Raw genomic sequence first — 25,872 nt, 5'->3', positions numbered from 1 at the left:
TAATTCGTCATTGGTCATTGGTCATTGGTTGGTTGGTGTCTCAGGACAAAATGGTTTGTAATCCTTGCACTAAGCGTTCAATACCCTCGGCGACTGTTTCTTTTTGTAGCGCCCCATAAGCAATTCGTAGATAACAGCCCTCTTCCATGCCAAAGGTGGTACCGGGTAACACGGCGATGCGATGATCGCGAATTAAGCGTTCAACTAACTCGACTGGGTTGATTGAGGTATTAACCTTAAGCCAAAAGTAAAACGCGCCATCGGCTGGGGCGATCGCACACAACCCATCCAATCGCTGTAACGCCTCTAATACCAACTGTCGCACCGTCGCGATCGCCTGAATATGGGGTTGGGTATAACTCAATCCCATCTGTAAGGCGGCTAAGGCGACATACTGAGAGACAACCGGGGGACAAATCAGAATTGTATCCTGAATTTTCTTTACCGCCGCCAGCAGATGCTGGGGAATCACCATGTAGCCAATACGCCAACTGGCAAACCCATACGTTTTAGATAGGGAGTACAGGGAAATCGTATGGGAGTGACTCTGGGGAAACGCCGCCGGGGAAAAGTGTTTGACGCCGTTATAGGTGAAATACTCATAGGCTTCATCGGTAATGTGATAAATTCCCCGTTCCCGACAGAGTTGATTCACCCTCTGTAACGCGGCTTTAGAGTAAACCGCCCCGGTGGGATTATTCGGCGAAATTGTGACTACGGCTTTGGTTTTCTCAGTGATGGCTTGTGCGATCGCCTGGGGACGCAGTTGATAATTCTCATCCGTTGCCACAAGTACCGGATGACAACTAGCCATGGTAATTGCCATTTCGTGGTTGAAATAATAAGGCGTTTGAATAATAATCTCGTCTCCGGGAGAGGTAATGGCGAGAATCGCATTCATAAACGCCATGTTTGCGCCTGCGGTGACGACGATACAGTTATGTTGGTTGAGGGTAATCCGGTTATCCGTGTGTAGTTTAGCGGTAATAGTAGATAGTAACGGTACAATTCCCTGAACCGCCTTGTACTTGTGGTTATCAGGATCAGCCAGAAATTCCGGCAATCGTGCGATCGCTTCTGGTGGGGGAGGGTAATACACGACACCCTGTCCCAAGGAAATCGTACCGGGATGACGGCGAATCAGTTCCCCCACGATGGGAATCACAGGTGACTGTACCGCTTCCATTCGAGAAGTTAAGGTGGACATCGGCGACTGATATCAGATCAATTAAGGGCGCACGTCGTTGGTTCTTGGGTCAACTTAATCTCAAACTTCACCTGACTAGCGTTCAACGTTTAGATCCCCCTAAATCCCCCTTAAAAAGGGGGACTTTGAATAATCTATGGTTCTCCCCACGCAAAAAAAGTTCTCGCATCCTTTGGCTTCCCCCATGGAACAAAAAGCGAAGCATCCTTTGGCTTCCCCCATGGAACAAAAAGCGAAGCATCCTTTGGCTTCCCCCATGGAACAAAAAGCGAAGCATCCTTTGGCTTCCCCCATGGAACAAAAAGCGAAGCATCCTTTGGTCTCCCCCATGGAATAAAAAGCGAAGCATCCTTTGGTCTCCCCCATGGAACAAAAAGCGAAGCATCCTTTGGTCTCCCCCATGGAATAAAAAGCGAAGCATCCTTTGGTCTCCCCCATGGAATAAAAAGCGAAGCATCCTTTGGTCTCCCCCTTTTGAAGGGGGACGGAAGGGGGATCGGAAGGGGGACGGAAGGGGGATCGGAAGGGGGACGGGAGGGGGATCGATAAGGGGGACGGGAGGGGGATCGATAAGGGGGACGGGAGGGGGATCGGAAGGGGGAGAATTCAAAGCCTCTCTCCTTGTAGGAGAGAGGTTTGGAGAGAGGTTTTCCAAATCCCGTGAAACCCTCCACCCTGAACTACATAAAACTCGGTTGATGGCGAATTAAATTGAGAAACTCTTCACGAGTTTTCTGTTCCTCTTGGAACACACCCACCATGGCGCTAGTTACTGTCCAGGAACCGGGTTTCTGTACCCCCCGCATCACCATACACATGTGAGTGGCTTCCATGACTATAGCCACTCCCTGGGGTTCTAAAATAGTTTGAATGGCTTCGGCAATCTGACGGGTTAGGCGTTCCTGAACCTGTAGCCGCCGTGCATACATTTCCACAACACGCGCTAACTTACTCAGTCCCACAACTTTCTGATTGGGAATATAAGCAACGTGCGCCCGTCCCATAAATGGCAGCATGTGGTGTTCACACAGGCTAAAGAAGTTAATATCCCGTACTAACACCATTTCGTTGTGACCTTCATCAAAAATCGCCCCATTCACTAATTCTTCTAGGGACTGATTGTAGCCACCGGTCAAAAACCGCATGGCTTCCGTGACTCGTTTTGGGGTTTTCAGTAATCCCTCACGTTCGGGATCTTCGCCAACGCCTAAAAGTAGCGTCCGCACCGCGTCCATCATGTCTTCAGTTGAGGCTTCTCCAGGAAGCCGTAGCTGGGGTTGCTGACCATTCTGGGTATTGCGATCAGGACGGGGTTCAACTTGAGTGGTGGAAGTGTTACGATTTACAGGTGTCATAGAGTCAGAGCGATTCAAACCATTGGAGGAAGCAATAGTCATAATTAGGTAGTATTGATAATCTTGACAAGGTTGGATGGGAAGGTCGGATGGTGTCGTTCTAGAGAGTTCCGGCACTGGGCATCACGGTTAGGGAATCGATAACAGCCGCTTGGGGCATTAAAGCGGTGTGTAGAATAGATTGGGCAACAATTTCGGGGGTTAACATGGCTGACCGATTCAAGTCGGCTTTTACGGTGTCTGTATCCCAGATTGGCGTATTCACTGCACCTGGACAGACTGTCACCACCCGAATACCATGGGCGCGTTCTTCAGCCGCTAGGGTTTTGGATAGGGCAATCAATCCGGCTTTGCTAACGTTGTAGGCACCCCAACCGGGAAACGGTTGCTGACCCGCAATGGATGCCACATTAATAATTGTGCCGTGTTGCTGCTGGCGCATGGTGGGTAAAACACCAAGAATGCATTGCCATACACTGGTAAGATTGAGATCCATTACCTGCTGCCAGTCCGCTAAGGGGGTTTCCGTCAGCGTCCCGGTATAGCCCATACCCGCATTGTTGACCAAAATATCCAGGGAGGCAAATTCAGCCGCGATCGCTTCTATCTTAGTTTTGACCTGATCGAGTTGACTCAGATCCAGGTGATAGGATTGAGCATTAACTCCAGCGTCTCGGGCGGCGGTGGCTACTGCCTCTAATTTGTCCTGGGAACGACTGACTAATGCCAGATCAATTCCGGCTTTGGCAAAGGCTAAAGCCGTAGCTTTGCCAATACCACTACTTGCGCCAGTAATCAAGGCACGTTTTTTAACGGAAGACGTCATAAAATTTTCCAACTGAGATGCGGCAAGGGTTCCCCGATTAACTCATAAGGGTATTAGGGGAGGAAAGAGTCCGCTAACAAACATTTGAATTAAAGCAACAGCCAATCATTTCTTGCGGCTACATTCTCACCAAAAAGCCCTGGATACAACAATTTTCCCCTTTTTGATTCTGTATTTATCCCCAATTGGGACAAGGAAGATTAAGGAGGACAATCGTATACCTCATGCGATCGCCAACTGCTATGATAAGCAGCAAATTGTTGTAATCTGACTAATTGATTCAACGACAGCCGCCTATAGACAATATCGAACACAACCAACGTTCTCCGAGCTTCTTTGTCGGACAAACAATAAAGTTTGACAGTTAATCCCGAATGGCTAGGGTGACACTTGGATCAAGCTAGGGTTGACTTGCTGATGGATTAACGTCCTGACGCTAAGTTGTGAAGAATTGTTACAGATCTAATTATACGACTATCTGGGTTCCATTGACAAAAGGGCAGAAGTCGGAAGGATAATTCAGCTTTTATCCTTCTTACTTCAGTTGGATGCCAAATTCCCCTTAATTATTGTAACGCTCAAACCATTTTCAAGCATGTAGCTCAGTAAAAACCCCAATATGGCGAAACTTCTGATAGCGTAACTCCCGACGTTCCTTGGGACTCAACCGAGATAAATCTTTCAGATTTTGCAGGAGGGCAGCTTTAAGCGTTGCAGCGGCGGTTAAGGGATCAGAATGAGCGCTGCCTAAGGGTTCAGGCACTAATTGATCCAAAATTCCTAAATCTTTGAGATCCCAGGCGGTTATCCGCAGCGCAGTGGCGGCTTGGGGGGCTTTAGCGGCATCTTTCCAGAGAATCGCGGCACAGGCTTCGGGAGTAGCAACCGTATAAACGGCTTGTTCCAGCATGAGAATGCGATCGCCCACGCCAATTCCCAACGCACCACCCGATCCGCCTTCGCCAATCACCGTACAGATAATCGGCACATCCAGGCGAAACATTTCCCGAAGATTATAGGCGATCGCTTCCCCTTGACCTAATTTTTCCGCATCAACACCTGCCCAAGCCCCCGGTGTATCAATAAACGTTAAAATCGGCATCCCGAAGCGATTAGCATGTTCCATCAGCCGCATCGCCTTACGGTAGCCACCGGGCGACGCCATGCCAAAGTTCCGCGCCACATTATCTTTGGTATCCCGTCCCTTTTGATGCCCTAACATCACCACCGGACGCCCGCCTAAGCGCCCAATCCCACCGACTAATGCTGGATCATCATAGCCGCCGCGATCGCCGTGTAACTCCATCCATTCATCACTAATCGCCTGAATATAATCCAGCGTACTCGGACGCCGGGGATGACGGGCTAACTGAAGCCGTTGGGCTGGAGATAAACTACTAAAAATTTCTTGACGTAGTTGTACCGCCCGTGCTTCTAACTGACGAATTTGGTCAGAGACATCGACATTGTTTTCCTGGGCGAGTTCGCGAATTTGGTTAATTCGGGTCTCTAATTCATACAGGGGCTTCTCAAAGTCCAGCAGAAAAATCCGGTTTGCAGTGGTCATGGGTCAGTCGTTTTATCCCTTAAACGTTCAGCAGCGGTCTAAATCCATGTTTAATTGACACCCGTCCAATTTTTTCCATCTTGTCTACCGTAATCTGATTCCGTCCCCAGGAAAAGTTGGTATACCAATTTTCAAATTCTAAGAGCATCGACTCGGCGAAGCAGGCAAATAGCTGGCGTCCTGGATCTTTCATTTCCACGATTTGCATAATTTTCCAGTCGATATCCAATGAATGCTCGACAATGCCTCCATTGAGAACATAAATGTCGGGATGTTGTAACTTAGTGGCTAAATTCTTGGGATACCCCCCATCAATCAGCAGACAGGGCTTCTTTAGCACCGAGGCATCAATGTCAATGCCCTTGGACATACTCGCTACCCAGACAATAATATCCGCTTGGGGTAGCGCCTCCTCCAATCCCATGATCTTGCCGCGCCCAAGTTGATCTTGTAAAGCTTGCAATCGTTCCTGGTTACGGGCAGTTAAGAGAATCTCGGCGACATCGGTGCGGGTATTGAGCCAACGACAAACGGCACTGCCAATATCGCCCGTTGCTCCACAAACTGCCACGGTAGCTTTTGACAGGTCAATGCCCAGCTTTTGCGCCCCTTGTTCGACTTGGGCGCATAGGATATATGCCGTGTGGGTGTTACCGGTGGTGAAGCGCTCAAACTCTAACTTGATATTGCGAACCTGGCTTTTCTCATATAAGTGGAATTCTTCAAAAATAATTGACGAAAAGCCACCTAATGCGGTAATGTCAATGCCGTTTTTTTGAGCATGAGCCATCGCGTTGAGAACTTTACGGATAGCGGCTTTAATCCGGCGCGTGGCTAGCATCTCTGGCAAAAAGCACGATTCCACATAGCGTCCTTCTATCGTCTCCCCGGTTAGGCTAGTCACCTTAATGGTGTCCACGATTTGGGGAGGGGCGCTGCACCAAAAATCTAACCCTTGATCAGCATATTCTGGGTAGCCTAGATCTCTGGCGACGGCTTGGGCGTGTTGCAAACTGGTGAGGTGACCGATAAGACCAAACATTTACTGCTCGCTGGTAAGGCTGTTAATCAGGGGAAAATGGGAAATTAGACTAAGAATTTGTTAAGGACTTTAAAAAATCTTATCAGGAATATTGGGGAGATGGGGGTGATGGTTTAAGTTTTGACCCTTCGCTTTGCTTGAGCGCATGGCGCGTGATGTTTGTAGGGGCGGGTTTCACTACTATCGTTTCTTGCCTCACCCGGATGTGACTAAACCCGCCCTGATTGAGTAGAGACGTAGCATGCTACGTCTCTACATTCGACGATTACATCTAGGTTGAGCTAGGCTGCTGTCAATCCGTAGGCGGACATCCGCATGATGTCACGGGTGGTAAAGCCGATGTTGCTGAGGGCTTCACCGTAAGCGATCATGAAGTCTTCTACGAGAGCATCTTTTTCCATTCCCAGGATATGAGCATCCTTCTCAACTTGGTTGAGCATCCGCCAAACCAGGGGCAAGTTTTGCTTATTGGCTTGTTCGAGTTCGGTTTTCGAGGCTTCAAAGTTCTGCTTGAGCCACTCTTCGCCAAAATTCAGGTGCATGTACTCGTCTTTGACCACACCTTCGGTGATTTTGCGGGCAAAGGGATCAGCAACGGGAATGTAAATGTTGTAAGCCGCGATCGCGAAACATTCAATAATCAGCGATTGGATCAGCAAGCAGGTAACGATATTACCTGAGGCGGCGGCGGTTTGGAAGTTTTGGTGTAAATCGCTGAAATACTCCTTGGCAAACTCCATATCCGCTGTGACACTCAAGTTTCGACCACAGGCTTGAAATCCCTTCTTATGGCGGTTTTCCATCTTGGCTAGGCTGGCTAGCTCATCCTTTTGGTCGGGTAGCCATTCAGCCAGTTGGATGTAATTATCATAAGCTTCTTGTTCCCCTTCGATCACGATCGCGTTGATGCGGCTATAGGCGTCCTTGTACGTTTCACTATTGAAATCTAGCTCTTGACTGACTGTAAGCTGCTGCATCAGTAGATTTTCTCCTGTTTGCATGAGTAGACGTGTTTCAAAAAAGCTTTGAACCTAATCCTAGACCGTTGGCTCAAAACCGCTATATCAAACTTAACCCATCAATCATATATGGTGAGAGGTATTGATTAATAGTGCTTTAGCCAGCAAATTCTCCCCTCAATCATCAGTATTCATTTATTAAAAGCATAGGATTAAACAAAGATAAATGTCTAAATCGCTACAGATTTAGGCTTCGTCATTTGTGCTTTGCTCCCTCTGCTTCCCCTGCTTCCCCTGCTTCCCCTGCTTCCCCTGCTCCCTCTGCTCCCTCTGCTTCCCCTGCTCCCTCTACTTCCCCTGCTCCCTCTGCTTCCCCTGCTCCCTCTGCTCCCCCTGCTTCCCCTGCTCCCCATCACGACGGAACGAAACGCTAGAATATGGAGTCGAATGCTTATTCATCCCTTACTTGCTTATCCATGTTTGATTGGGTCTGGTTATCTCGCGTCACAGGGCTAGGATTAGTAGGAACCGCTGCTGGATCTGCCTTATTCTTTGGTATATTAGGGCGAACCTTCCTCTTGGAACCAAATAGTCGTCACCCGAACTCAGTAGCAGCGATCGCGCCGGGTAAGACTCAAGCTGTAACCTTACCCCCGCAACCGTTACCCTTACTCACTTTACCCAAATCCCCTCCCGCCTCGGAGGTATCCCAGAAATCTCTTCCGGTTCTTTCGCGTCCATTCGATCTCAAGCAAAGCCTCAGCACCTATCAGCCTCTGTTTTCGGCACCAACCTCTTTAGGGATGGTGGCTATTGGTGTAGCCGAGGGGAATTATCGCCTGTTTATTGAAAATGGTAATCTCTATGTTCAGCAAACCCGATTCTACTTTGGACATACTGATCCGGGTAACTTATCCTGGGGGGATGTAGTCACGAATTATGGACCCTGTAGTGATCAAGGACGCAGTGGTGGAGATATTGCCTTAGCCGAACAACTGTGTTTAGAGCGATCGCGATCGCGATTACCCACTCATCTCGTTGATTTGAATGGGGCGGGTATTGACCCAGAACGGGATTTAGAGGCTTTACTCAATGTAGCTGATTTATACAATCAGGCAATGCCTATCCACTCCCGCCACTTTCCCCAAGCCCTCGCCATTGCCAAAAAAGGCGGGTTAAAGGGAATTGATGCCCTAGCATGGGCAAGAACAGCATCCTTTTACCTCAATGTCAATAATGAGTTGGATTTAGAGACAGGTTCCAACAAAGCCACAGGACTCTTAGGCATCTGCGCCAGAGAAAACCTACCCATCACTGAATGGGATTGTGTTTACAAAGACCAACTACGACGAGTCAAAGCCATTGCCTCGGTTGTTGATAAATATCGCCAAATCTACCAATCAAACGCAAATTAGAGGTAGCTGAATTAAGGATTGTGGTGAGAATAGGGAACAGGGAACAGGGAACAGGGAACAGGGAACAGTATGGTAATGGCGTGGCACACCTTAATTGGTGGATTAGAATTGTAGGGGCACCATCCTTGCGCCCAGTTTAAACGTCAAATCTATTCCACAATTTTAGCTGTGTCAGCCCAGTAGTCAGGGCTTTAGCCCTAGATGCTGTTAGGTTGAGCGAAGTCGAAACCCAACCTACAACCTGGAACTAAATAAACCTTTACGCGACAACGTTTTGAGGTTTGCCGTCGGCAAATGCGACAATATTTTCAACCGTTGTATTAATAATCCGCTGGACAGCTTCCTTGGTATTAAAAGCACTGTGAGGAGTAACAATCACATTCCGTAAGTGCAGTAAAACATGATCCGCCAGTAAGGTTTCTAAATCGTGCTGTTTGTGATAAACCGATCGCAACAGTTCAGCTTCCTCACGCATTACAGGTTCTTCGGGTAGCACATCCAAACCAGCCGCCGCCACTTTTCCCTCAGCCAACGCCTGCAATAGGGCATTGATATCAACTATAGGTCCACGAGAGGTGTTAATTAAAATAACACCCTCTTTCATCGCGTCAAATTGTTCAGTGGAAATAAGATGATGAGTTTTAGGATTTGCTGGAACATGTAAGGTGACAACATCGGCACTGGATAAAACTTCTTTCATGTCGGCATACCGAAACCCCAGCCGCGACGCCAATTCTTCTTTTAACTTCACATCAAATGCCACAACCTCCATGCGAAATCCCTTGGCAATTTCAATCACGCATTGTCCAATATTTCCTGTGCCAATTACCCCCAAGGTTTTACCCCGCAAGTCGAAGCCTTGAAGCCCTACCTGGGAAAAATCACCTTTGCGAGTGCGATCAGTTGCCTCAATTAAATTATGGCTGAGGGCTAATAGCAATGCAAAAACATGTTCAGCTACAGTATTCTCACCGTAGGTGGGTACGTTACAAACCTTTATGCCATGTTCTTGGCAATAGTCAGTATCAATGTGGTCAAAACCTGTTGATCGCGTGGCGATCATTTGCAGATTGTTGAATTGTTTTAAAACATCTGTACTTAAATCTGAGTAGATAAACGTGGAAATAATATCGGCATCTGCATAGTGGCTAGCGTTGTCTGTAGTTAGTGACTGCTCCACACATTCAACTTGATGGAAGGAACTCAGTTTTTGAAAGATATCCTGTTCCCAGGATTCAACATTGAAAGCAATGATTTTCATAATTTTACCTTCTATTGCTCAAGTTTGCTTTTTTCGATTAATTCATGAAATATTGATGCTTTATTATCCTAAAGTTGTGGCGGTATGGTTTCTATCTCAGGGTATAAACTTCCCTAGAGCGTCGGTCAAGTATTATGAGAAACCGGGTTTCTCGTGAGGATGACAAGCTTTCACCCAAAAAAACCCGGTTTCTTGACTGTCCTAGCTGAAGCCCTCAGTACGAAGCCAATCTATTGCACCAAATTAGCTGGGTCACGCCAGTATGACGAAGGGCGGGTTTTGTTGAGAGGTTATCGGTGAGGATCAAATTTAAATGGCTAAACCCGCCCCTACAATTACTACTCTTTGTGACGGTTAACTAGGGTTAGACAAACCGACGCTCTCAGCGTCTGCTTGAGGTTTGAGCGGTAGTTCCACAGTAAAAGTGGCTCCCTTTCCGTCTCCATCACTTTCGCACCACACAGTTCCTCCGTGCAGTTCAACCAAGTGACGCACAATCGCTAGTCCTAATCCTAATCCGCCATGGGAACGAGTTATTGAGCCTTCAGCTTGGCGAAAGCGGTCAAAAATGTAAGGCGCAATGTCAACAGACACACCCTTCCCCGTATCTTGCACCCGAATTTGTACCGCATTTTCTAACCATTCCAAATAAATGTTGACTTGTCCGTGAGTTGGGGTAAACTTAATCGCATTCGACAAAAGATTCCAAAAAATTTGCTGTAAGCGATCGCTATCCCCCTTAATCACAGTCTGACTCGGTTCTAAAAAGGAGTCAATCTGAATACTTTTAGCGTCAGCGGCGGGTTGTAAGGTATCAATTGCGGCGTTGATAACCTGCTGCAAGTCAACCGGGATCACAGTTAAGCGTAAGTTACCCCGAATAATCCGCGACACATCCAGCAAGTCATCAATAAGCTGGGCTTGAGACTTAGCATTGCGTTCAATTACTTCTAACGCCCGCTCTACTTTGTCTGGACTCAGTTGCTTTCTTCGCAAGAGTCCCGCCCATCCTAGAATCGCATTCAGGGGCGTTCTCAATTCATGGGATAGGGTGGCTAAAAATTCATCTTTTAAGCGATTCGCAGTTTCGGCTTCAGCCCGGGATGCTTGTTCGCTCTTGAGCAATTGAGTCCGTTCTGCTTCCGCTTGCTTGCGCTGGGTGACATCTTCAATCGCGCCCTCATAGTACATAACTTCGCCCTGAGCATTGCTAATAGCACGAGCATTATAACGTACCCAAATCATGGTATTATCACACCGGCGCATCGGTATTTCTAAGTCTCGTACCACTCCTTCGCAGTCTATCTGACTCTGCCATAAACGATTGGCTTGGGTATCGACAAGGTGCTTGGATATATTTGTGTCCAGCAAGGCTTGTAGACTGGGATATCCTAACAGTTGCAACAGGGTTGGATTGGCTTCAATAATTTGACCCGTTGGTGTCATCCGGTAAAGTCCGATGGGTACGCTTTCAAAGAGTTGTTGATATCGTTGTTGCATCTCTTTGAAGGCTTGATGTTGCTTAGAGCGCTCCCAGGCTCCTCGCACGGCGGCGGCAAGACGAGTATAATGCTGAGGGGATTTAATAATATAATCGTCAAGTCCTGACTTCATTGCCTCAACAGCAACTTCTTCGTTTCCTGTCCCGGTAAACATGACTACAGGGCAATCTGGATACTGCTGCTTGACTTGGTGCAGTACATTTAAACCATTGCTCCAACGCAAGCTATAATCAGTGACGACGATATCAAACTTTCGCTCGGCTAATATCTGCTGGAGTTGCTTGATATCGGTAATCTCTTTAGACTGTAATTGTTCAAACTCCTGCTCTAGTCGGCGTAGCGCTAACATGCGATCGTCGGGGTTATCGTCAATTAGCAGGATTCTTACGGGATTGTCATTTGTCATTTGTCTTATGTCATTTGTCTTATGTCATTTGTCTTATGTCATTTGTCTTATGTCATTTGTCTTATGTCATTTGTCTTATGTCATTTGTCTTATGTCATTTGTCTTATGTCATTTGTCTTATGTCATTTGTCTTATGTCATTCAGACTAAAGGTTTTTCGTTGAACATTAACCAATATAGGTCAAGGGTACGAATCATTTCTAAAAAATCATGAAAGTTTACAGGTTTCACTAAATAAGAATTCGCGCCCATATCATAAGCTTTATTAATATCCGGCGTTTCTCTGGATGCCGTTAATACCACCACTAATAGACGTTTTAACCGAGATTGCTGTCGAATCCAAGCTAAAACTTCTAAACCGGATTTACGAGGTAGTTTTAAATCGAGTAAGATAAGAGTTGGAATAGGATGGGATTTTAGGTTATCATACGGTGCTTTGCGGTCTAGGTAATTGATTGCCTCCTCTCCATTTGTGACAACTTGCAGTGAATGAGGTAAATCGAGGCGTTTAAATGCACGCTGAATCAAAAAAACGTCATTATCATCATCTTCAACGAGTAAAATATCAGCAGGTTTGCTACTCATAATCTTCTCCATAAAACTTACTCAAAACCTCAAAGACTGAGGAGAAAAGGTTTAACCGCTTATCGGTTTACAGCCAAATCTGATCTGTAAAACCCGCCCCTATTGCCTAACAGAGATGTCATGACACGTCTCTACTTTTTGCGCCTCAATCCAAAATCGGCTTCCCTGATGGAGTGATGATTCAACGCCCGAACGCCCTCCTAGACGTTCCATACCTTTGCGGACAAGGGCTAAACCAATACCACTACCATGATAGTGTTCACGACCATGTAAGCGTTCAAATACCAGAAAAATCTTTTCTTGGTATTCCGATTCAATGCCAATTCCATTATCCTCGATCCAGAGTCGTATCCATGTACTACCATTAACGTCTTTTCGTTCTTCTGCCCACACCTGTATCTGAGGCTGTACTGTTTCTGGGACAAACTTGATCGCATTAGCGATCAAATTTGATAGAACTTGCATAAGTGTAGCACGATGACCCAAAACCTCTGGTAGAGGTATGACCCCTTTCTCGGCTACCTTAATTTGGGTATTTGTGTTTTTAATCAGTTCCTGAAGTTGGAAGAGGACTTCTGACACAATGAAGTCTAAACTAATCGATTTTAGGGGAAATTCTAGACGCCCTAAACGACTATATTCTAGTAAATCTTGGATCATTTTATCCAAACGCTGGGCAGCCGTGGTAATCCGTTGAGTATAGTCTAAACCGATTGGATCTAATTGGGAACCGCAGTCTTCAACTAAGGCATTCGCAAACCCTTGCATTGCTCGTAACGGCGCTCTAAGATCGTGCGAAACGGTGTAGGAGAATGCTTCGAGTTCCGCATTGATGGCTTGTAATTCTTGAGTTCGTTCAGTGATTCCTTCTTCGAGTTCGATGGTGTAGCGTTTAAGCTGCTGTTGTAATCGGGATTGAGCAATCGCGATCGCGAGTTGATTTGCCACCTCTTGTAAAATGGTCTTACCTTCGTCATCAAGGGCATTGTCCCCACTGAACTCTAGGTTGAGCGTGCCAATTAATTCTTGCTTACTTCGGAGCGGAATAACCTGGAAGGATGACACATTTTGTGAGAGCAAGACTCGCACCATGGGTCGCAATAAGGGTACAATCTCTATCTGTTGGAGTTGATGGATTTTACCATCAGCTAATTGAGCCAGTTGAGGGGTAAACGGTTCTAGATCAATAGTTATTCCGGCTGGGTTTTCCGTCTCACCATCAGTCGCCAAGAGAGTCGCTTGCCTAGAGTCCCAATCAAAAACCATCACACTAAGATGAGTACAAGGTAGCAGGTATTTTAAATTGGCTAAAGCCACTTGAGCCATCACGGACGGTGGTTGATCCGCGAGAATGGTTTGGTCAATGGCTTGTAAGGTTTGCAAGCGGTCAATTGTTTGTCGCAATTGGAGTTCAAGTTGCTTGCGCTGGGTGATGTCGAAGGTGAAGCCGAGAATTTGCTCAATGTCTCCTTGCTCATTCAACATCGGCACATACTTGATCACTGTGGTGAAGGGGTTAGTAGTTGGTAACGTAATTGTGGCTTCTATCGTTTTTGGAGTACGGGTTTCTACTACATGCTTTAAAGTCGGTAAATACGAATCTGTAACCTCCGGTGACCAAATTTCTTCATCCCTGCGTCCCAGATAATCCGTTGATGACTTGCCCGTGCGTTCAAGGGTGGTCGTATTTACAAAAATAAACCGTCGTTGAGCATCATAGATGACAAACATATCCGGACTATGATTTACCGCTAACCGGAATCGTTGTTCACTCTGACGCAGGGCTTTCTCGGTGCGTTTGTATGCGCTAATATTATGATTAACTTCTAAGATGGCTAATGGGTTACCTTGATGATCTCGCTGTAATGTCCAACGACTCGCCACGGTAATTTGAGTCCCGTCCTGTGTCGTTTGAATTAACTCACCGGGCCAATATTCTTGATGCCATAATTGAGCCTGAATGTCGCTTAATGCCTGGGGAAAAATCGTGTGCAGCAATTGGTGAGCATTTTGTCCAATAGCGTCCTGACTACTCCAACCATACAAACGTTGCGCTCCCTGATTCCAGTAGGTAATTCTGTCCTCCAGATCCCGCACGATAATCGCATCATTGGCTAAATCCAACAGTTGCGCTTGTTGGCGAAGTTGTTCGAGGGCTAATTTCTGCGTGGTAACATCTGTTTGTACTCCCAGGAAATGAGTCAATTGTCCTTGGGAATTTCGCACGGGTGAGATATAGAGATCATTCCAGAACAAGGAACCATCTTGACGATAGTTTCGCAACGTTATTTGACAGTCTTGTTCTGTGGCAATCGCTTGCCGCAATTCCTCCAATTGGGCTTGATTGGAGTCATCTCCATGCAAAAAGCGACAGTTACGACCGAGTATTTCTGGGGCGTTGTAACCCGTGAGTCGTTCAAACCCAGAATTGACGAAAATAATCGGATTGTCCGGTTGATGGGGATCACTAATTAAAATACCATTGCTACTCGCATTAACCGCACTCTCCAATATCCGCAATCGTTCCGCTTGTTGACAACGGTCAATGGCTGCACCGAGAATATTCGCGATCGCTTGCAAAAAGTTAATGTCATCTTGGCTAAACTGGCGGGAATCTGTACTATGAATACCCAAAATACCAAAGGGTTGACTATCGGGGTTGGGCATAGTATCCCAATGTTTAAGAGTCCCAGGCTTCGCCAACGAGAGTCCAGGAATAATCACACTCATCCCACTGACAACCCCATGGTCACGTAATAGAGGCGGAGCCGAAAATCGCGATTCTGTTCGCAAATCTTCGACCACGATTGGTTCTTGAGACAGGAGTGTATAGCCGGCTTGAGAATTGGTTTCCGTATCGACAGTAGCTTGACCGACTAAGCCAACCTGCCAACCTACACCCGCCCGCAACAATAAGGCTTTGCCATGAGGAAGTAATTCCAAGACTTTGGCATAGTCTACGTCGAGAGTTTTTGCCAAAAGAGTCACCGCACAATTCATTAACGAATCAATGTCAATCCCCCTTAAGGCATATTGACTAAACCGCACAATTGTTGTTTGCTGAGCGACTCTAGCTTGGAGTGTAGCGATCAATTGCAGGTTCTGGGAAATGGTGATGGGTGGAGTCGCTTTTAGCCGAGAAGATTGAGACTTTAGCTTAGGCGCTAACGCAGAACGAACGGCTGTCACCAATTTTTTATAATGGGACGGCGATTTAATAATGTAGTCATCTATACCCGCTTTCATTGCCATTACAGCGAGTTCTACACTGTCTTGACTGGTGAACATAATAAATGGACAAGCGGGTTGCAGACGTTTAACCTGCTTAAAGACCGCTATACCAGTTGTCCAAGGAAGTTCATCGTCCGCGATCGCAATATCGAAATGACCCTCTAAAAGTACCTGATTTAGGTCTTTAGCATTGGTCGGCTGGGCGACGTGCAGTGCGGAAAACTCTTGCTGTAATTGACGAATGATTAAGGCTCGTTCATCTGGGTTCTCATCAATGAGGAGCAGATGCACAGGAGTGTTAATCACAATTTGTCAATTTTATTCAGAGTAGAGACGTACCATGGCACGTCTGGGAGCAGGAGAGATATATTATATATTACTTTAGAGGAACCCCGTTGCACAAAAATAAGTTTTTGCAATATACCTGTAAAATAACCCATTTTTGACTACTTATAAACTTGGGCGGGTTTTGTTGTTCAGTTATCGGCTTGTTATTGAGTTTTAGTCCCTAAACCCGCCCCTACAATTGACAGACGTGCAATGGCATGGCTCGACTCCTGTGCATGTATAAAAAGGCATGATCTATCCCAAGTAGGAGAATTCCCCGGAAAACTTTGGGTAAACTGCACAGCAGACGAGTACCGCTACCCACACCAGTCAAAATTTCTTGTAATTTGAATTTTATAAATTATGACAATAACCACTTCAACACCCCAAGCGTCCTTCTCTCAACCGGACATTCCCGTTACCCAAGTCCGGCAAAATCAGGCTGCCGAACTCGACGCGATCGCAAAATATCGCCGTGCGGCTAACTACCTAGCGGCGACTCAAATTTATCTCAAAGATAATGTTCTCTTACGCGACCCTTTAAAACCCGAACACATCAAAGATCGTTTACTGGGTCACTGGGGGACTTGTCCCGGCATTAACCTAGTCTACGCCCATCTCAACCGATTGATCAGGCGTTACGATGCCAACATGTTTCTGGTGACTGGACCCGGACATGGTGCGCCTGCGAACCTTGCCAATCTTTACCTAGAAGGATCGTTACAGGATTATTATCCTGACCTTAGCTTCGATAAAGCTGGAGTGCATCGGTTAGTCAAGCAATTTTCTTGGCCCGGTGGCTTTCCCTCTCACCTGTATCCGGGGATTCCGGGCACGATTCACGAAGGCGGAGAACTAGGCTACGCCTTGGCGACAGCATTTGGGGCGGTAATGGATAACCCCGATCTAGTCGTCGCTTGTATCGTTGGCGATGGCGAATCAGAAACTGGACCCACCGCTACAGCATGGCATGGTAATAAATTCATTGATCCGGCTGAATCCGGGGCAGTTTTACCGATTTTGCATCTGAATGGCTATAAAATTGCCAGCCCGTCTATTTTTGGCACGATGAGTGATGAAGAATTGCTGCATCTATTTACCGGATACGGCTACCAAGTACGAATTGTCGAAGATGCGGACTTGGATGCTGATATGTATGCTTCGATGGATTGGGCATATCAGGAAATCTGTCGGATTCAACAAGCCGCCCGTTCTGGAAACCGCCTCAGCAAACCCCGTTGGCCCCTCCTCATCTTGCGATCGCCTAAAGGATGGACAGGGATTAAAGAAGCCGACGGCGTACCGATTGAAGGGAATTTCCGGTCTCACCAAGTTCCGCTCAAAGGGGTTAAAAGTAATCCCGAACATCTAGAACTGCTAGAAAATTGGTTCCGTTCCTACCGTCCAGAGGAACTCTTTGACGAACAAGGGCAACCTTCACCCGATATTTTAGACCAATGTCCCCAAGGGGAACGGCGCATGGGCAGCAATCCCCACACCTTCGGCGGGCGTATGCGTCAACCCTTAGATTTACCGGATATTTTTAACGATGCTGTCCCGGTAGAACATCCAGAAACCGCCGAAGGGTGTAAACGGGGTGAAAGGAGCGTTAGTAATACCTACAAAGTCGGAGAATACCTGCGGGATGTGATTCAGCAAAATCCCAGCAACTTCCGTATGTTCTGCCCCGATGAACTCGAATCCAACCGCCTGTACAAAGTCCTCGACGTTACCCAGCGTAACTATCAGTGGCACACTGAAGCCTTTGATGGCGAGATTGGACCCGATGGGGGACGAATTATCGAATTGCTGAGTGAACATACCTGTCAGGCATTCTTACAAGGGTATCTCCTCACCGGACGACATGGTTTATTCCCTTCCTACGAGGCATTTTTGGGCATTGTCACCACGATGATGGATCAGTATGCAAAGTTCTTAAAATACTCCAAAGAATTTCCCTGGCGTTCGCCTGTATCATCTCTGAATTACTTAGAAACCTCAACCCTGTGGCGACAGGAACATAATGGGTTTTCCCACCAAAATCCGGGTTTTATTAATAGTGTCTTGGATCAGCAAGCTGACTATGCGCGGGTGTATTTACCCCCCGATGCCAACTGTCTTTTGAGTACCATTGACCATTGTTTACAAAGTACAGGCTATGTCAATTTAGTCATCGCCAACAAAAATCCTCTGCCGCAATGGTTATCAATGGAAGACGCGATCGCCCATTGTCGGGCAGGTGGTTCAGTGTGGCAATGGGCGAGTACCGATGATGGGGTTGATCCAGATGTGGTACTGGTAGGAATTGGCGATTGTCCCATGTTAGAAGTGATGGCAGCCGCGCAAATCCTCAGAAATGAATTACCGGAATTACGGATACGAGTGGTTAATGTGACGGATTTATTAATTCTGGAGCAAAATTCTACTCATCCTCACGGGTTAGATGATGATATGTTTACTGCCCTATTCACCCCCGATAAACCCGTGATTATCAACTTCCATGGTTATCCCTCGCTGATTAAACAAATGCTGTTTGGGCGTCCAACGATTGAGCGATTCCAAATTAATGGGTATCAGGAAGAAGGGACAACCACTACACCATTTGATATGCAAGTCCGCAATGGTACGAGTCGTTATCATTTAATCATGCAAGCGATTCGTTTAGCGGCACAGAAAAATTCTCGTGTATCCGCACGGGCAAATGATCGGGTGCGTCATTATGAATATGTGTTAGCGGCTCATGGGCAGTATATCTGTGAGACTGGCGACGATCCCGAAGAGATTACTAATTGGCAGTGGTGTTAATTTGGTCATTTGTCATTTGTCATTTGTTAGGGAACAGGGAACACCTCGGCTTCGCTCGGTGTGTCATAGGCAATAGGGTTAAGATTCGTCTGTAGGGGCTTTAACTTATGTTACAGCCCTCACCCCCAGCCCCTCTCCCAAGCTTGGGAGAGGGGAGCCATGTAGCAACGTAACGTACTACGTCTCCCTCAAATTATCCTATTTAATCCATTCCTTTGTTATCAGAATTAGCGATGAAAGTTTTAGTATTAAACGCGGGTTCTAGTACCCAAAAAAGTTGCTTGTATGAAATTGGCGAATCTTTGCCCAATTCTCCGCCAGAACCCATCTGGGAAGCCAAAATTGAGTGGACTGGACAATCCGATACAGAACATTTAAAGGTTAAAACGTCTCAGGGACGATCCATAGAGGAACGCCTACCCACCGATGATCGAATGAAGGCGATCGCTCAAATGCTGAATACACTCTGGCGCGGTCAAACTCAAGTCATTTCCCAACTGAGTGACATTGATGTCGTCGGACATCGGGTGGTTCATGGCGGCGATAAATATCGTCAACCAACGTTGATTAATGCTGAAGTGAAAGACGCGATCGCGTCTCTGTCTCCGTTAGCGCCATCCCACAACCCAGCCAATCTAGAAGGAATTGAGGCGATTGAGAATATTTTACCCGATATGCCCCAAGTGGCTGTATTTGATACCTCATTTCATTCCCAAATGCCTTTACCTGCTGCGATTTATCCAGGCTCTAAAGACTGGCTAGATCAAGGGATACGTCGTTATGGTTTTCATGGGATAAGTCATCAATATTGCCTGGAACGAGTTGCCCAGTTGTTGGCAAAAGAGGCTAACTCGTTACGAGTGATTACTTGTCATTTAGGGAATGGGTGTTCCTTAGCCGCAATTCGGGATGGTATGAGTATTAATACAACGATGGGTTATACACCTTTAGAAGGATTAATGATGGGTTCGCGTTCGGGTTCAATTGACCCTTCGATTCTGATTCAACTGATGCGACAGGGGTATAATGCGGATCAATTAGAGCATTTGCTGAACAAAGAATCGGGATTAAAAGGGTTATCGGGTGTGAGTAGTGATATGCGCCAAATCAATGACGCGATCGCGGCGGGTAATGAACAGGCTAAACTTGCCTTGGATGTTTATATCCACCGCTTGCGCTTCTATTTAGGGGCAATGTTAACCTCTTTAGGCGGATTAGATGTATTGGTATTTGCCGGCGGGGTTGGCGAACATCAAGCCACTGTGAGAACCGCCGCCTGTGACGCTTTAGCATTTTTGGGACTTAAAATTGACGCAAATAAGAATGAAACAAATCCCGTAGATACAGATATTTCCACAGAGGATTCAAACGTGCGTGTTTTCGTGATTCATACCCAAGAAGATTGGGCGATCGCGCAATCCTGTTGGAACATGGTTAAAGCGTCGGGTAAGTAATCAAAATCTGTAGGGGCGGGTTTAGCCACTAAAACGACTTGGCACTAATAACTTCTCAACAAAACCCGCCCTGGCTTGGTATTATCTTGTAAGGGGCAACTACTTCGTTCGGGAGTCTAAGTCCTTTCATCGGGGTGTTGGCTGGATTTAGGAAGCAAATCCTCGAATTTAAGCGAGGGCATGGGATGTTGGTTGAGAGATTCTGTTATTGCCTCATCCGCTATTTTCCTATACTCTTGCTGTAATCTCGCTTGCGCTTGTGCCTCGTCTTCTTTTCCAAACAAGTCTCGATAAGAGTTAACAAAAGCAGTTATAAATTCACTCAAACTCTCATCTTTATTATCTGAATATTGCTCAATTTGATCAGCAAATTGGCGTAGGTTAGCCGTCATTTTGTGGAACGAGCTGGCTGATTCTTTTGAGAAATGTAAATTGTGCAATCTATCGGGAAATTGCTCTAACGTGTCACCCAAATCAATACCGTGAGCCTTGAGATTTGTTTGGATAGTGTGCATTTGCTGACGCGCTACATCAAGTCGAGCTGAGTCTGGTGAAAGCGAACCTGCAATGATGTCCTTGAAGGTGGCGATTAGATTGTCTAAGCTGACTTTTGCCCTTTCTGGATGATTGGGCAATTCTTCCGGGGAAATACCCAATAAAACAGCCATTAATTCTGATAGAGTTGTGGTTTGTCGCGGAGTTTCTGGAGATTGTCCAATGGAGAAATTGATCTGATTAAACAAAGCATCTTTAGCCTGATCAATTGCCTGGTTGATCTGAGATTCTAGGTAAGCTGTTGCTTGCTCTTGGGTAATTTCATAAGAAGCTATTTTCGCGATCGCCACTTCTTTTTGTTCACCCTCTAGGTTGCAGATTGGGAAATCGCCACAAGGAATTTTTTTGCAATTGGGAATGAGGAAGTAGCGAGTTTGGCTTGCATCAATCCACAAGGAACATTGATCTTCAGGATTTTGATTTTCTGGAAGTCGTTGAGGTATAATTAACCAAGCTCCATCTGATTGCTGTTCGGTTTTCCAGGCATCTGCACTCAGGTGGGATATAGCTTCAGATAGGGGGGCTGTCGTCCACAGCATAATTGGTAGTTTTTCCAGATACAATCTGTCATACTCTACGCTGGCGTTAATCGTTCCATTGGGTTGGGTTTCCCAAGAAACAAAGCCACAATCTGCTCTTGTCATCCGCACCCCGGTACAGAGAATATCTATTAACCAAGAAATACTGGCATTATTGGCTTCTTCGCCTACTAACTGTTTAGCGGTATCAGCACCAAGATTTAGAGTCAATATTTCGGAATTGTTTGGTCTGGAGGTAATTATGATAACAATTGAATGCTGAGTTCCGTCTGGAAGTAGCAGTGAGAGAGTTAGGGGTTGGAAGTCTTCTGTAAGAGATTCGGAAGCCGTGTAGATATTTTGGGGAAAATTGACAAGTTTATAAAATGGGGAAGGATTATTTTGAAGGTATTTCAGAAATGAACGTACTGGGTTTGAATAAAAGGGTACTGGAGATAATAAATTTACGAATAGTTGTTCCATTGTCACATTTTTAATGAACAGATCACTCGATGTTTATTAATCGGTTATCTTAGTAATAAATTGATAATAAAATAAATCGTCGTTTTTGTCTAGGGAGTTTCCATGAGTAAATGGTTAACCCATGTAGGAACCCAAGCAATAGATATGTCCTACTTGACTCACGATTCAATATACCGCCTCTATCATCAAGGAGACGTTAGTTTTGAGTCAGGAACCTTGTATTTGTTCTTAGGAGATTTACATGGAAATATAAAAGCTGCTATTATAATAGCTATACGCTTACAAATTTTATTCAAGAGACCATTGCGTTGCATCTTTCAAGTTGGTGATTTCGGATTTTGGCCTAGTGGCTTGGCGGCAAAAAATGAAGCTATTTATTATAAAAAAGAAGATGCATTGGATTTTTATGACATAGCCCAAGCAGCCAAACCGCAAGAGTTTTTTTCATTGGGGCTAGGTGATTTAAAGACTCTTAAGACTCCCTTTTATTTTATTCGAGGCAATCATGAAGATTTTGAACAGTTAGATTTGATGTCGCCGTCTATCCCCTCTGAGGTGATAACAGGCATCTACTTTATTCCCGATTATTTTCATGGAGTAATTGAAGACTTACATATCATGGCTCTCGGCGGAATTCTAACAGATCTAGAGCGAGGTAAGGGAAAGAAAGCTAAACTTGAATTTAAGAAATCAAAACACAAGTTAAAGACCGATAGACGCCGCTCAAATGTATCCTTACTTGTTCAACTCAATTCAATTGGAGTAGACTTGCTACTTACCCATTCTGGACTTGCATCTAGAGAAAATCATGATGGTTCTCAGCAACTAGAAAATTATTTAATTTCTAGTGATATTCGGTTACATTTCTATGGTCATCATCATAAATTTTCAATGGGAAAATTAGGAGAAAGTAGTTTCAGCATAGGATTAAGAAACATAGATGTTGATTCTAGAGGTATACTTAGACCCGGTAGTTTTACGCTTGTATCCTGGAAAGATCGGAATAATTTTACGCTTTATTCGGATACTGAGGTAACACTTTGACAATGCAGGTTTTGCTCGATTTCTTCAGGAGTTAGAATCCATATATCTGGTATTTTTAAGTCAGTTAAATAAGCACCCATATATACGGATTTACCTTTAGAACAGGTCAGTTTAAACCCACACATATTATAAAAGTTATGCTCTTCGTCAGGTCGAGAAATTTGTTCAATTTTTGATATGGGTTTCTCCTCTAAACACTTGAGAATGCCGTGGTCATTTTCTTCCGGAAAAAGGGTGTATTTATAAGAAAACTGACTAATTTTATGATTGATCGGTTGGTTGGGCTCACTGGCATCAAAAACCAGAATATTTCCCATGCCTTCATCTACATCAAGATATAAGCGAGAACCCTGATGAGTTTCCAAAAGCAGAGAACCTGATTCCATCCGCAATTCATCTTCAGGTTCTAAATACATTAAGCGGATTATCTTTTGTATCGTTTGACCAACTAGCTGGGATATTAGTGTCAGGTTACGAGTAAGGTATTCAGTGGATGAATGCATCGCTGTTCTCCAGCACAACATTATTGGATGTTGTTGGTAAGTATTTGCCTAAACTGTTTAATCATTCCATCAATATGCCTGAGATAGGCGTTTTGTTTTTGTTTTCTTTTCTTACCCCTAGAAGGAATCTCGTCGATTCGAGCCGGATCGATAAGATGAATAGAACCATCTTCTTCTGAAATCATAAACTGTAAATCGTCAATAACCAAATTGTCATCTTTAGCTTTTTGACGAAATTCCGTTAAATCCTCAATCGTTTTTGGTGTTACCAAGGCTTCTACTGATGGATCTACAGGTTCATTGGCAAACTTTCCAGTACGAAGGATACGCTTACTTAATGCCCCCTCGACCTTTTCCATCACAATACCTTGTTTGGTCACACTCTTACGATCAACCCAAGTCATTAGTCCTTTATAGACCATTGGATATCCTTTGTCCGTTAACGTGGATAAGTTGTCAGCTTCTTTAACTAATTGCTCATTGGGTTGACCATCGGATTGCGTAGCGATTTTAATCAATAAGTTGGGGTGTCCTGGAATTTCATAAAGTGTTCCAAATCCCCCTGCATCAACGGATTGACCCAAGTCAAGTCCACTTGATAAGTCTTCCTTAATTATGCTAAGAAGACCTTCATCGTCTGGATTAGGAACTTTATCTATTCCCTCAGCCGCCACAAATCCTTCACCTGGATTTAAATCGATTTCATCCAGGGTTTGCTGGTGCTGCGTTAACTGCTGTTGCAGGTTTTCGATATCAGCTTGAAGGTTAGCTTGTGCCTCAGCATCTAAACTATCTTCAGACAGTCTATTCAGACGCTCATCAATAATCCGAGGCAGTTTTTCTACCTCCAGTTTGGCTTCCCACGCTCGCGAACCGACTGGTGGTGTGCCATTCTTACTGATCCAGTTCTGAATCCGCTCTTTAAGCTGAAGTTCCCCCCATCCCGATTGACGATAGAAGCCGAAACCCCGACTATATAAGCATTTCAGACAATTACTCTTCTCAATTCGTACCCATGTATATTTAAGATTTTCTTAATACTTTTGGGGAAAAATCTGTGAGATAATTGTAGTCATGTACATAGAACGTGTTCCGAACAGAAATTCCCCACCCGCCGTATTACTTCGCGAATCTTACCGCGAAGGAAAGAAAGTGCGGAAACGGACTCTAGCTAACCTGTCCAAATTGCCGGATGAGGCGGTAGACGGTTTAAAGATTCTCCTCAAGGGAGGCAAAGCCATTGAAGACATCGAGGAAGCGTTTAAAATAATCCGTTCTCGCCCCCATGGTCACGTAGCTGCTGTACTCGGAACGATAAAAAAATCGGCTTAGACTCGATTATCAGCAGCGAAAACACACGTAACAGACGATTAGTGTTATCGATGATAGCGGCAAGGATTATTGCCCCCAAGTCGAAACTAGCCACAGCGAGAGGGTTACAAGAGGCGACCAAACTATCCAGGAAAAGGAGAACGATTGGGATTGTCTGGGACAGATGAAGATGAACTATATCTAGCCATGGACTGGCTCCTGTCTCGACAAGAGGAGATAGAAAACAGCTTAGCGTCTATCCATCTAGTAGAAGGAACATTAGTTCTCTATGATGTCAGCTCAACGTATTTTGAAGGAAAGACTTGTCCTCTAGCACAATTCGGCTATAATAGAGACAAGAAAAAAGGGAAATTGCAAATAGTATTTGGATTATTATGTAACGCCCAAGGATGTCCGATTTCTGTAGAGGTGTTTGAAGGAAATACAGCCGACCCTAGTACATTAAAGCAACAAATAGAAAAAGTCCGCACTCGGTTTGGATTAAAGAAAATAATCTGGGTGGGGGACAGGGGAATGATCACACAAGCGAGAATCCGAGAAGACCTAAAGGAAACAGCAGGAGTAGATTGGATCACCGCGCTGCGTTCAAGCCAAATCCGGAAACTGGTGAACCAGTCGTACATTCAGCTCTCTCTATTTGATGAAAAAGACTTAGCTGAAATTACCTGTGAAGACTATCCGGGAGAAAGATTAGTCGCCTGTCGGAATCCCTTCTTAGCTGAAGAAAGAAAGAGAAACCGCGAAGAGTTATTGCAAGCCACAGAGCAGAAATTAAATAAAATAGTCAGCGCCACATCGCGGCAAAGATGTCCGTTGAGGGGGGAAGCGGAAATTGGACTAAAAGTGGGTGAAGTCATCAACAAGTATGGTGTGGCAAAACATTTCAAAATCCAAATTACTCCCGATAGTTTTTCTTGCCAAAGAAACACTGAAAGTATCAATGAAGAAGCTACATTGGATGGTTTATATGTGGTGATAAGTTCCGTCCCCGAAGAAACGTTTACAGCCGAAGAGACGGTCAAAGCCTACAAAAGCTTATCCAAAGTTGAGCAAGCCTTCCGCAGCTACAAAACCATTGACTTAAAGGTACGTCCCATCTATCATCGCACCAGTGATAGAGTCAAAGCCCATGTTTTCTTATGTATGTTGGCATATTATGTAGAATGGCATATGCGTCGATGCCTAGCTCCGATTCTTTTCGATGAAGATGATTGGGAAAATGCTCTTGAGTTACGCGAAGGAATTGTGAACCATTCAACGAAGAGCAATTCAGCTTCTGACAAAGCCAAAAAGAAGCGGACAGCCGATAACTTACCCGTGCATAGCTTTCAAACCTTGTTAGCTGATTTAGGCACGATTGTTAACAATCGAATTCAGTCTAATATCCCAGGTGTAAATTTCGACTTTGACAAAGTAACCGAACCGACTCCAGTACAGAAGAAGGCTTTAGATTTATTGGGTGTCAGCCTGATATGTACCCAGTGAAGCCAAAAGTG

General features: G+C 45.3%; 18 protein-coding genes and 1 pseudogene. 6 read left to right on the top strand and 13 right to left on the bottom strand.

The genetic code is table 11. From position 1 onward, the window contains the following. Positions 1-40: 40 nt before the first annotated feature. Positions 41-1,207 carry a pyridoxal phosphate-dependent aminotransferase gene (locus RIB93_RS17595; RefSeq protein ID WP_446374032.1) on the bottom strand — a complete coding sequence of 389 codons (1,167 nt, stop codon included), beginning with the start codon at positions 1,205-1,207 and terminating at the stop codon, positions 41-43. 136 nt (positions 1,208-1,343) lie between these two features. On the opposite strand from RIB93_RS17595, the gene RIB93_RS17590 reads away from it, so the two are divergent. Further along, positions 1,344-1,544, top strand: coding sequence for a hypothetical protein (locus RIB93_RS17590; protein WP_446374031.1), 201 nt, complete (start codon positions 1,344-1,346; stop codon positions 1,542-1,544). A gap of 343 nt (positions 1,545-1,887) precedes the next feature. On the opposite strand, the gene folE is transcribed toward RIB93_RS17590, so the two are convergent. The 5 genes from folE to RIB93_RS17565 form a co-directional block, all read right to left on the bottom strand. After that, positions 1,888-2,604: a GTP cyclohydrolase I FolE gene (gene folE / locus RIB93_RS17585; RefSeq protein ID WP_446374029.1), complete on the bottom strand. Its 717-nt coding sequence runs from the start codon at positions 2,602-2,604 to the stop codon at positions 1,888-1,890. A 58-nt stretch (positions 2,605-2,662) separates the two neighbouring features. Further along, complete coding sequence (locus tag RIB93_RS17580) at positions 2,663-3,388, bottom strand: SDR family oxidoreductase (protein ID WP_446374027.1); 726 nt, start codon at positions 3,386-3,388, stop codon at positions 2,663-2,665. Positions 3,389-3,977: 589 nt separating this feature from the next. After that, positions 3,978-4,955 (bottom strand): acetyl-CoA carboxylase carboxyl transferase subunit alpha, encoded by a 978-nt coding sequence (accA, locus tag RIB93_RS17575; RefSeq protein ID WP_446374025.1) that lies wholly within the window; start codon positions 4,953-4,955, stop codon positions 3,978-3,980. Between the two features lie 19 nt (positions 4,956-4,974). Then, a complete protein-coding gene (locus tag RIB93_RS17570; protein ID WP_446374023.1) occupies positions 4,975-5,997 on the bottom strand; it encodes a long-chain acyl-[acyl-carrier-protein] reductase in 1,023 nt (340 codons plus the stop codon). Positions 5,998-6,278: 281 nt separating this feature from the next. Then, positions 6,279-6,974: an aldehyde oxygenase (deformylating) gene (locus tag RIB93_RS17565; RefSeq protein ID WP_446374060.1), complete on the bottom strand. Its 696-nt coding sequence runs from the start codon at positions 6,972-6,974 to the stop codon at positions 6,279-6,281. Between the two features lie 458 nt (positions 6,975-7,432). On the opposite strand from RIB93_RS17565, the gene RIB93_RS17560 reads away from it, so the two are divergent. Continuing rightward, positions 7,433-8,371 (top strand): hypothetical protein, encoded by a 939-nt coding sequence (locus RIB93_RS17560; protein WP_446374021.1) that lies wholly within the window; start codon positions 7,433-7,435, stop codon positions 8,369-8,371. A 259-nt stretch (positions 8,372-8,630) separates the two neighbouring features. On the opposite strand, the gene RIB93_RS17555 is transcribed toward RIB93_RS17560, so the two are convergent. The 4 genes from RIB93_RS17555 to RIB93_RS17540 form a co-directional block, all read right to left on the bottom strand. Continuing rightward, positions 8,631-9,632 (bottom strand): hydroxyacid dehydrogenase, encoded by a 1,002-nt coding sequence (locus RIB93_RS17555; RefSeq protein WP_446374019.1) that lies wholly within the window; start codon positions 9,630-9,632, stop codon positions 8,631-8,633. Between the two features lie 354 nt (positions 9,633-9,986). Next, on the bottom strand, positions 9,987-11,540 hold the full coding sequence (locus RIB93_RS17550) for an ATP-binding protein (protein WP_446374017.1): 1,554 nt from the start codon (positions 11,538-11,540) through the stop codon (positions 9,987-9,989). A 140-nt stretch (positions 11,541-11,680) separates the two neighbouring features. Further along, positions 11,681-12,124 (bottom strand): response regulator, encoded by a 444-nt coding sequence (locus RIB93_RS17545; protein WP_446374015.1) that lies wholly within the window; start codon positions 12,122-12,124, stop codon positions 11,681-11,683. 99 nt (positions 12,125-12,223) lie between these two features. Continuing rightward, positions 12,224-15,661, bottom strand: a complete 3,438-nt coding sequence (locus RIB93_RS17540) for a PAS domain S-box protein (protein WP_446374013.1) — start codon at positions 15,659-15,661, stop codon at positions 12,224-12,226. A gap of 384 nt (positions 15,662-16,045) precedes the next feature. On the opposite strand from RIB93_RS17540, the gene RIB93_RS17535 reads away from it, so the two are divergent. Both RIB93_RS17535 and RIB93_RS17530 read left to right on the top strand, forming a co-directional pair. Then, positions 16,046-18,487 (top strand): phosphoketolase family protein, encoded by a 2,442-nt coding sequence (locus tag RIB93_RS17535; RefSeq protein WP_446374011.1) that lies wholly within the window; start codon positions 16,046-16,048, stop codon positions 18,485-18,487. 233 nt (positions 18,488-18,720) lie between these two features. Beyond that, a complete protein-coding gene (locus tag RIB93_RS17530) occupies positions 18,721-19,941 on the top strand; it encodes an acetate kinase (RefSeq protein WP_446374009.1) in 1,221 nt (406 codons plus the stop codon). Between the two features lie 116 nt (positions 19,942-20,057). Here RIB93_RS17530 and RIB93_RS17525 read toward each other — a convergent pair whose 3' ends face one another. Then, positions 20,058-21,245 carry a hypothetical protein gene (locus tag RIB93_RS17525; RefSeq protein WP_446374007.1) on the bottom strand — a complete coding sequence of 396 codons (1,188 nt, stop codon included), beginning with the start codon at positions 21,243-21,245 and terminating at the stop codon, positions 20,058-20,060. A gap of 354 nt (positions 21,246-21,599) precedes the next feature. Here RIB93_RS17525 and RIB93_RS17520 point away from each other — a divergent pair, with 354 nt between their 5' ends. Beyond that, complete coding sequence (locus RIB93_RS17520) at positions 21,600-22,541, top strand: metallophosphoesterase (protein ID WP_446374006.1); 942 nt, start codon at positions 21,600-21,602, stop codon at positions 22,539-22,541. Here RIB93_RS17520 and RIB93_RS17515 read toward each other — a convergent pair. Continuing rightward, a complete protein-coding gene (locus RIB93_RS17515) occupies positions 22,514-23,044 on the bottom strand; it encodes a hypothetical protein (RefSeq protein ID WP_446374005.1) in 531 nt (176 codons plus the stop codon). The two genes, RIB93_RS17520 and RIB93_RS17515, sit on opposite strands and share 28 nt — an antisense overlap. A 20-nt stretch (positions 23,045-23,064) precedes the next feature. Continuing rightward, entirely contained in the window at positions 23,065-23,718 is a 654-nt protein-coding gene (locus RIB93_RS17510) for a hypothetical protein (protein ID WP_446374004.1), read from the bottom strand. 400 nt (positions 23,719-24,118) lie between these two features. Here RIB93_RS17510 and RIB93_RS17505 point away from each other — a divergent pair. Beyond that, positions 24,119-25,861, top strand: a pseudogene (locus RIB93_RS17505) (IS1634 family transposase). Positions 25,862-25,872: the final 11 nt, after the last annotated feature.

The organism is Coleofasciculus sp. D1-CHI-01 (genome assembly GCF_040218875.1).
GTDB lineage: Bacteria > Cyanobacteriota > Cyanobacteriia > Cyanobacteriales > Coleofasciculaceae > Coleofasciculus.
This window is presented reverse-complemented; position numbering and strand designations above follow the sequence as displayed.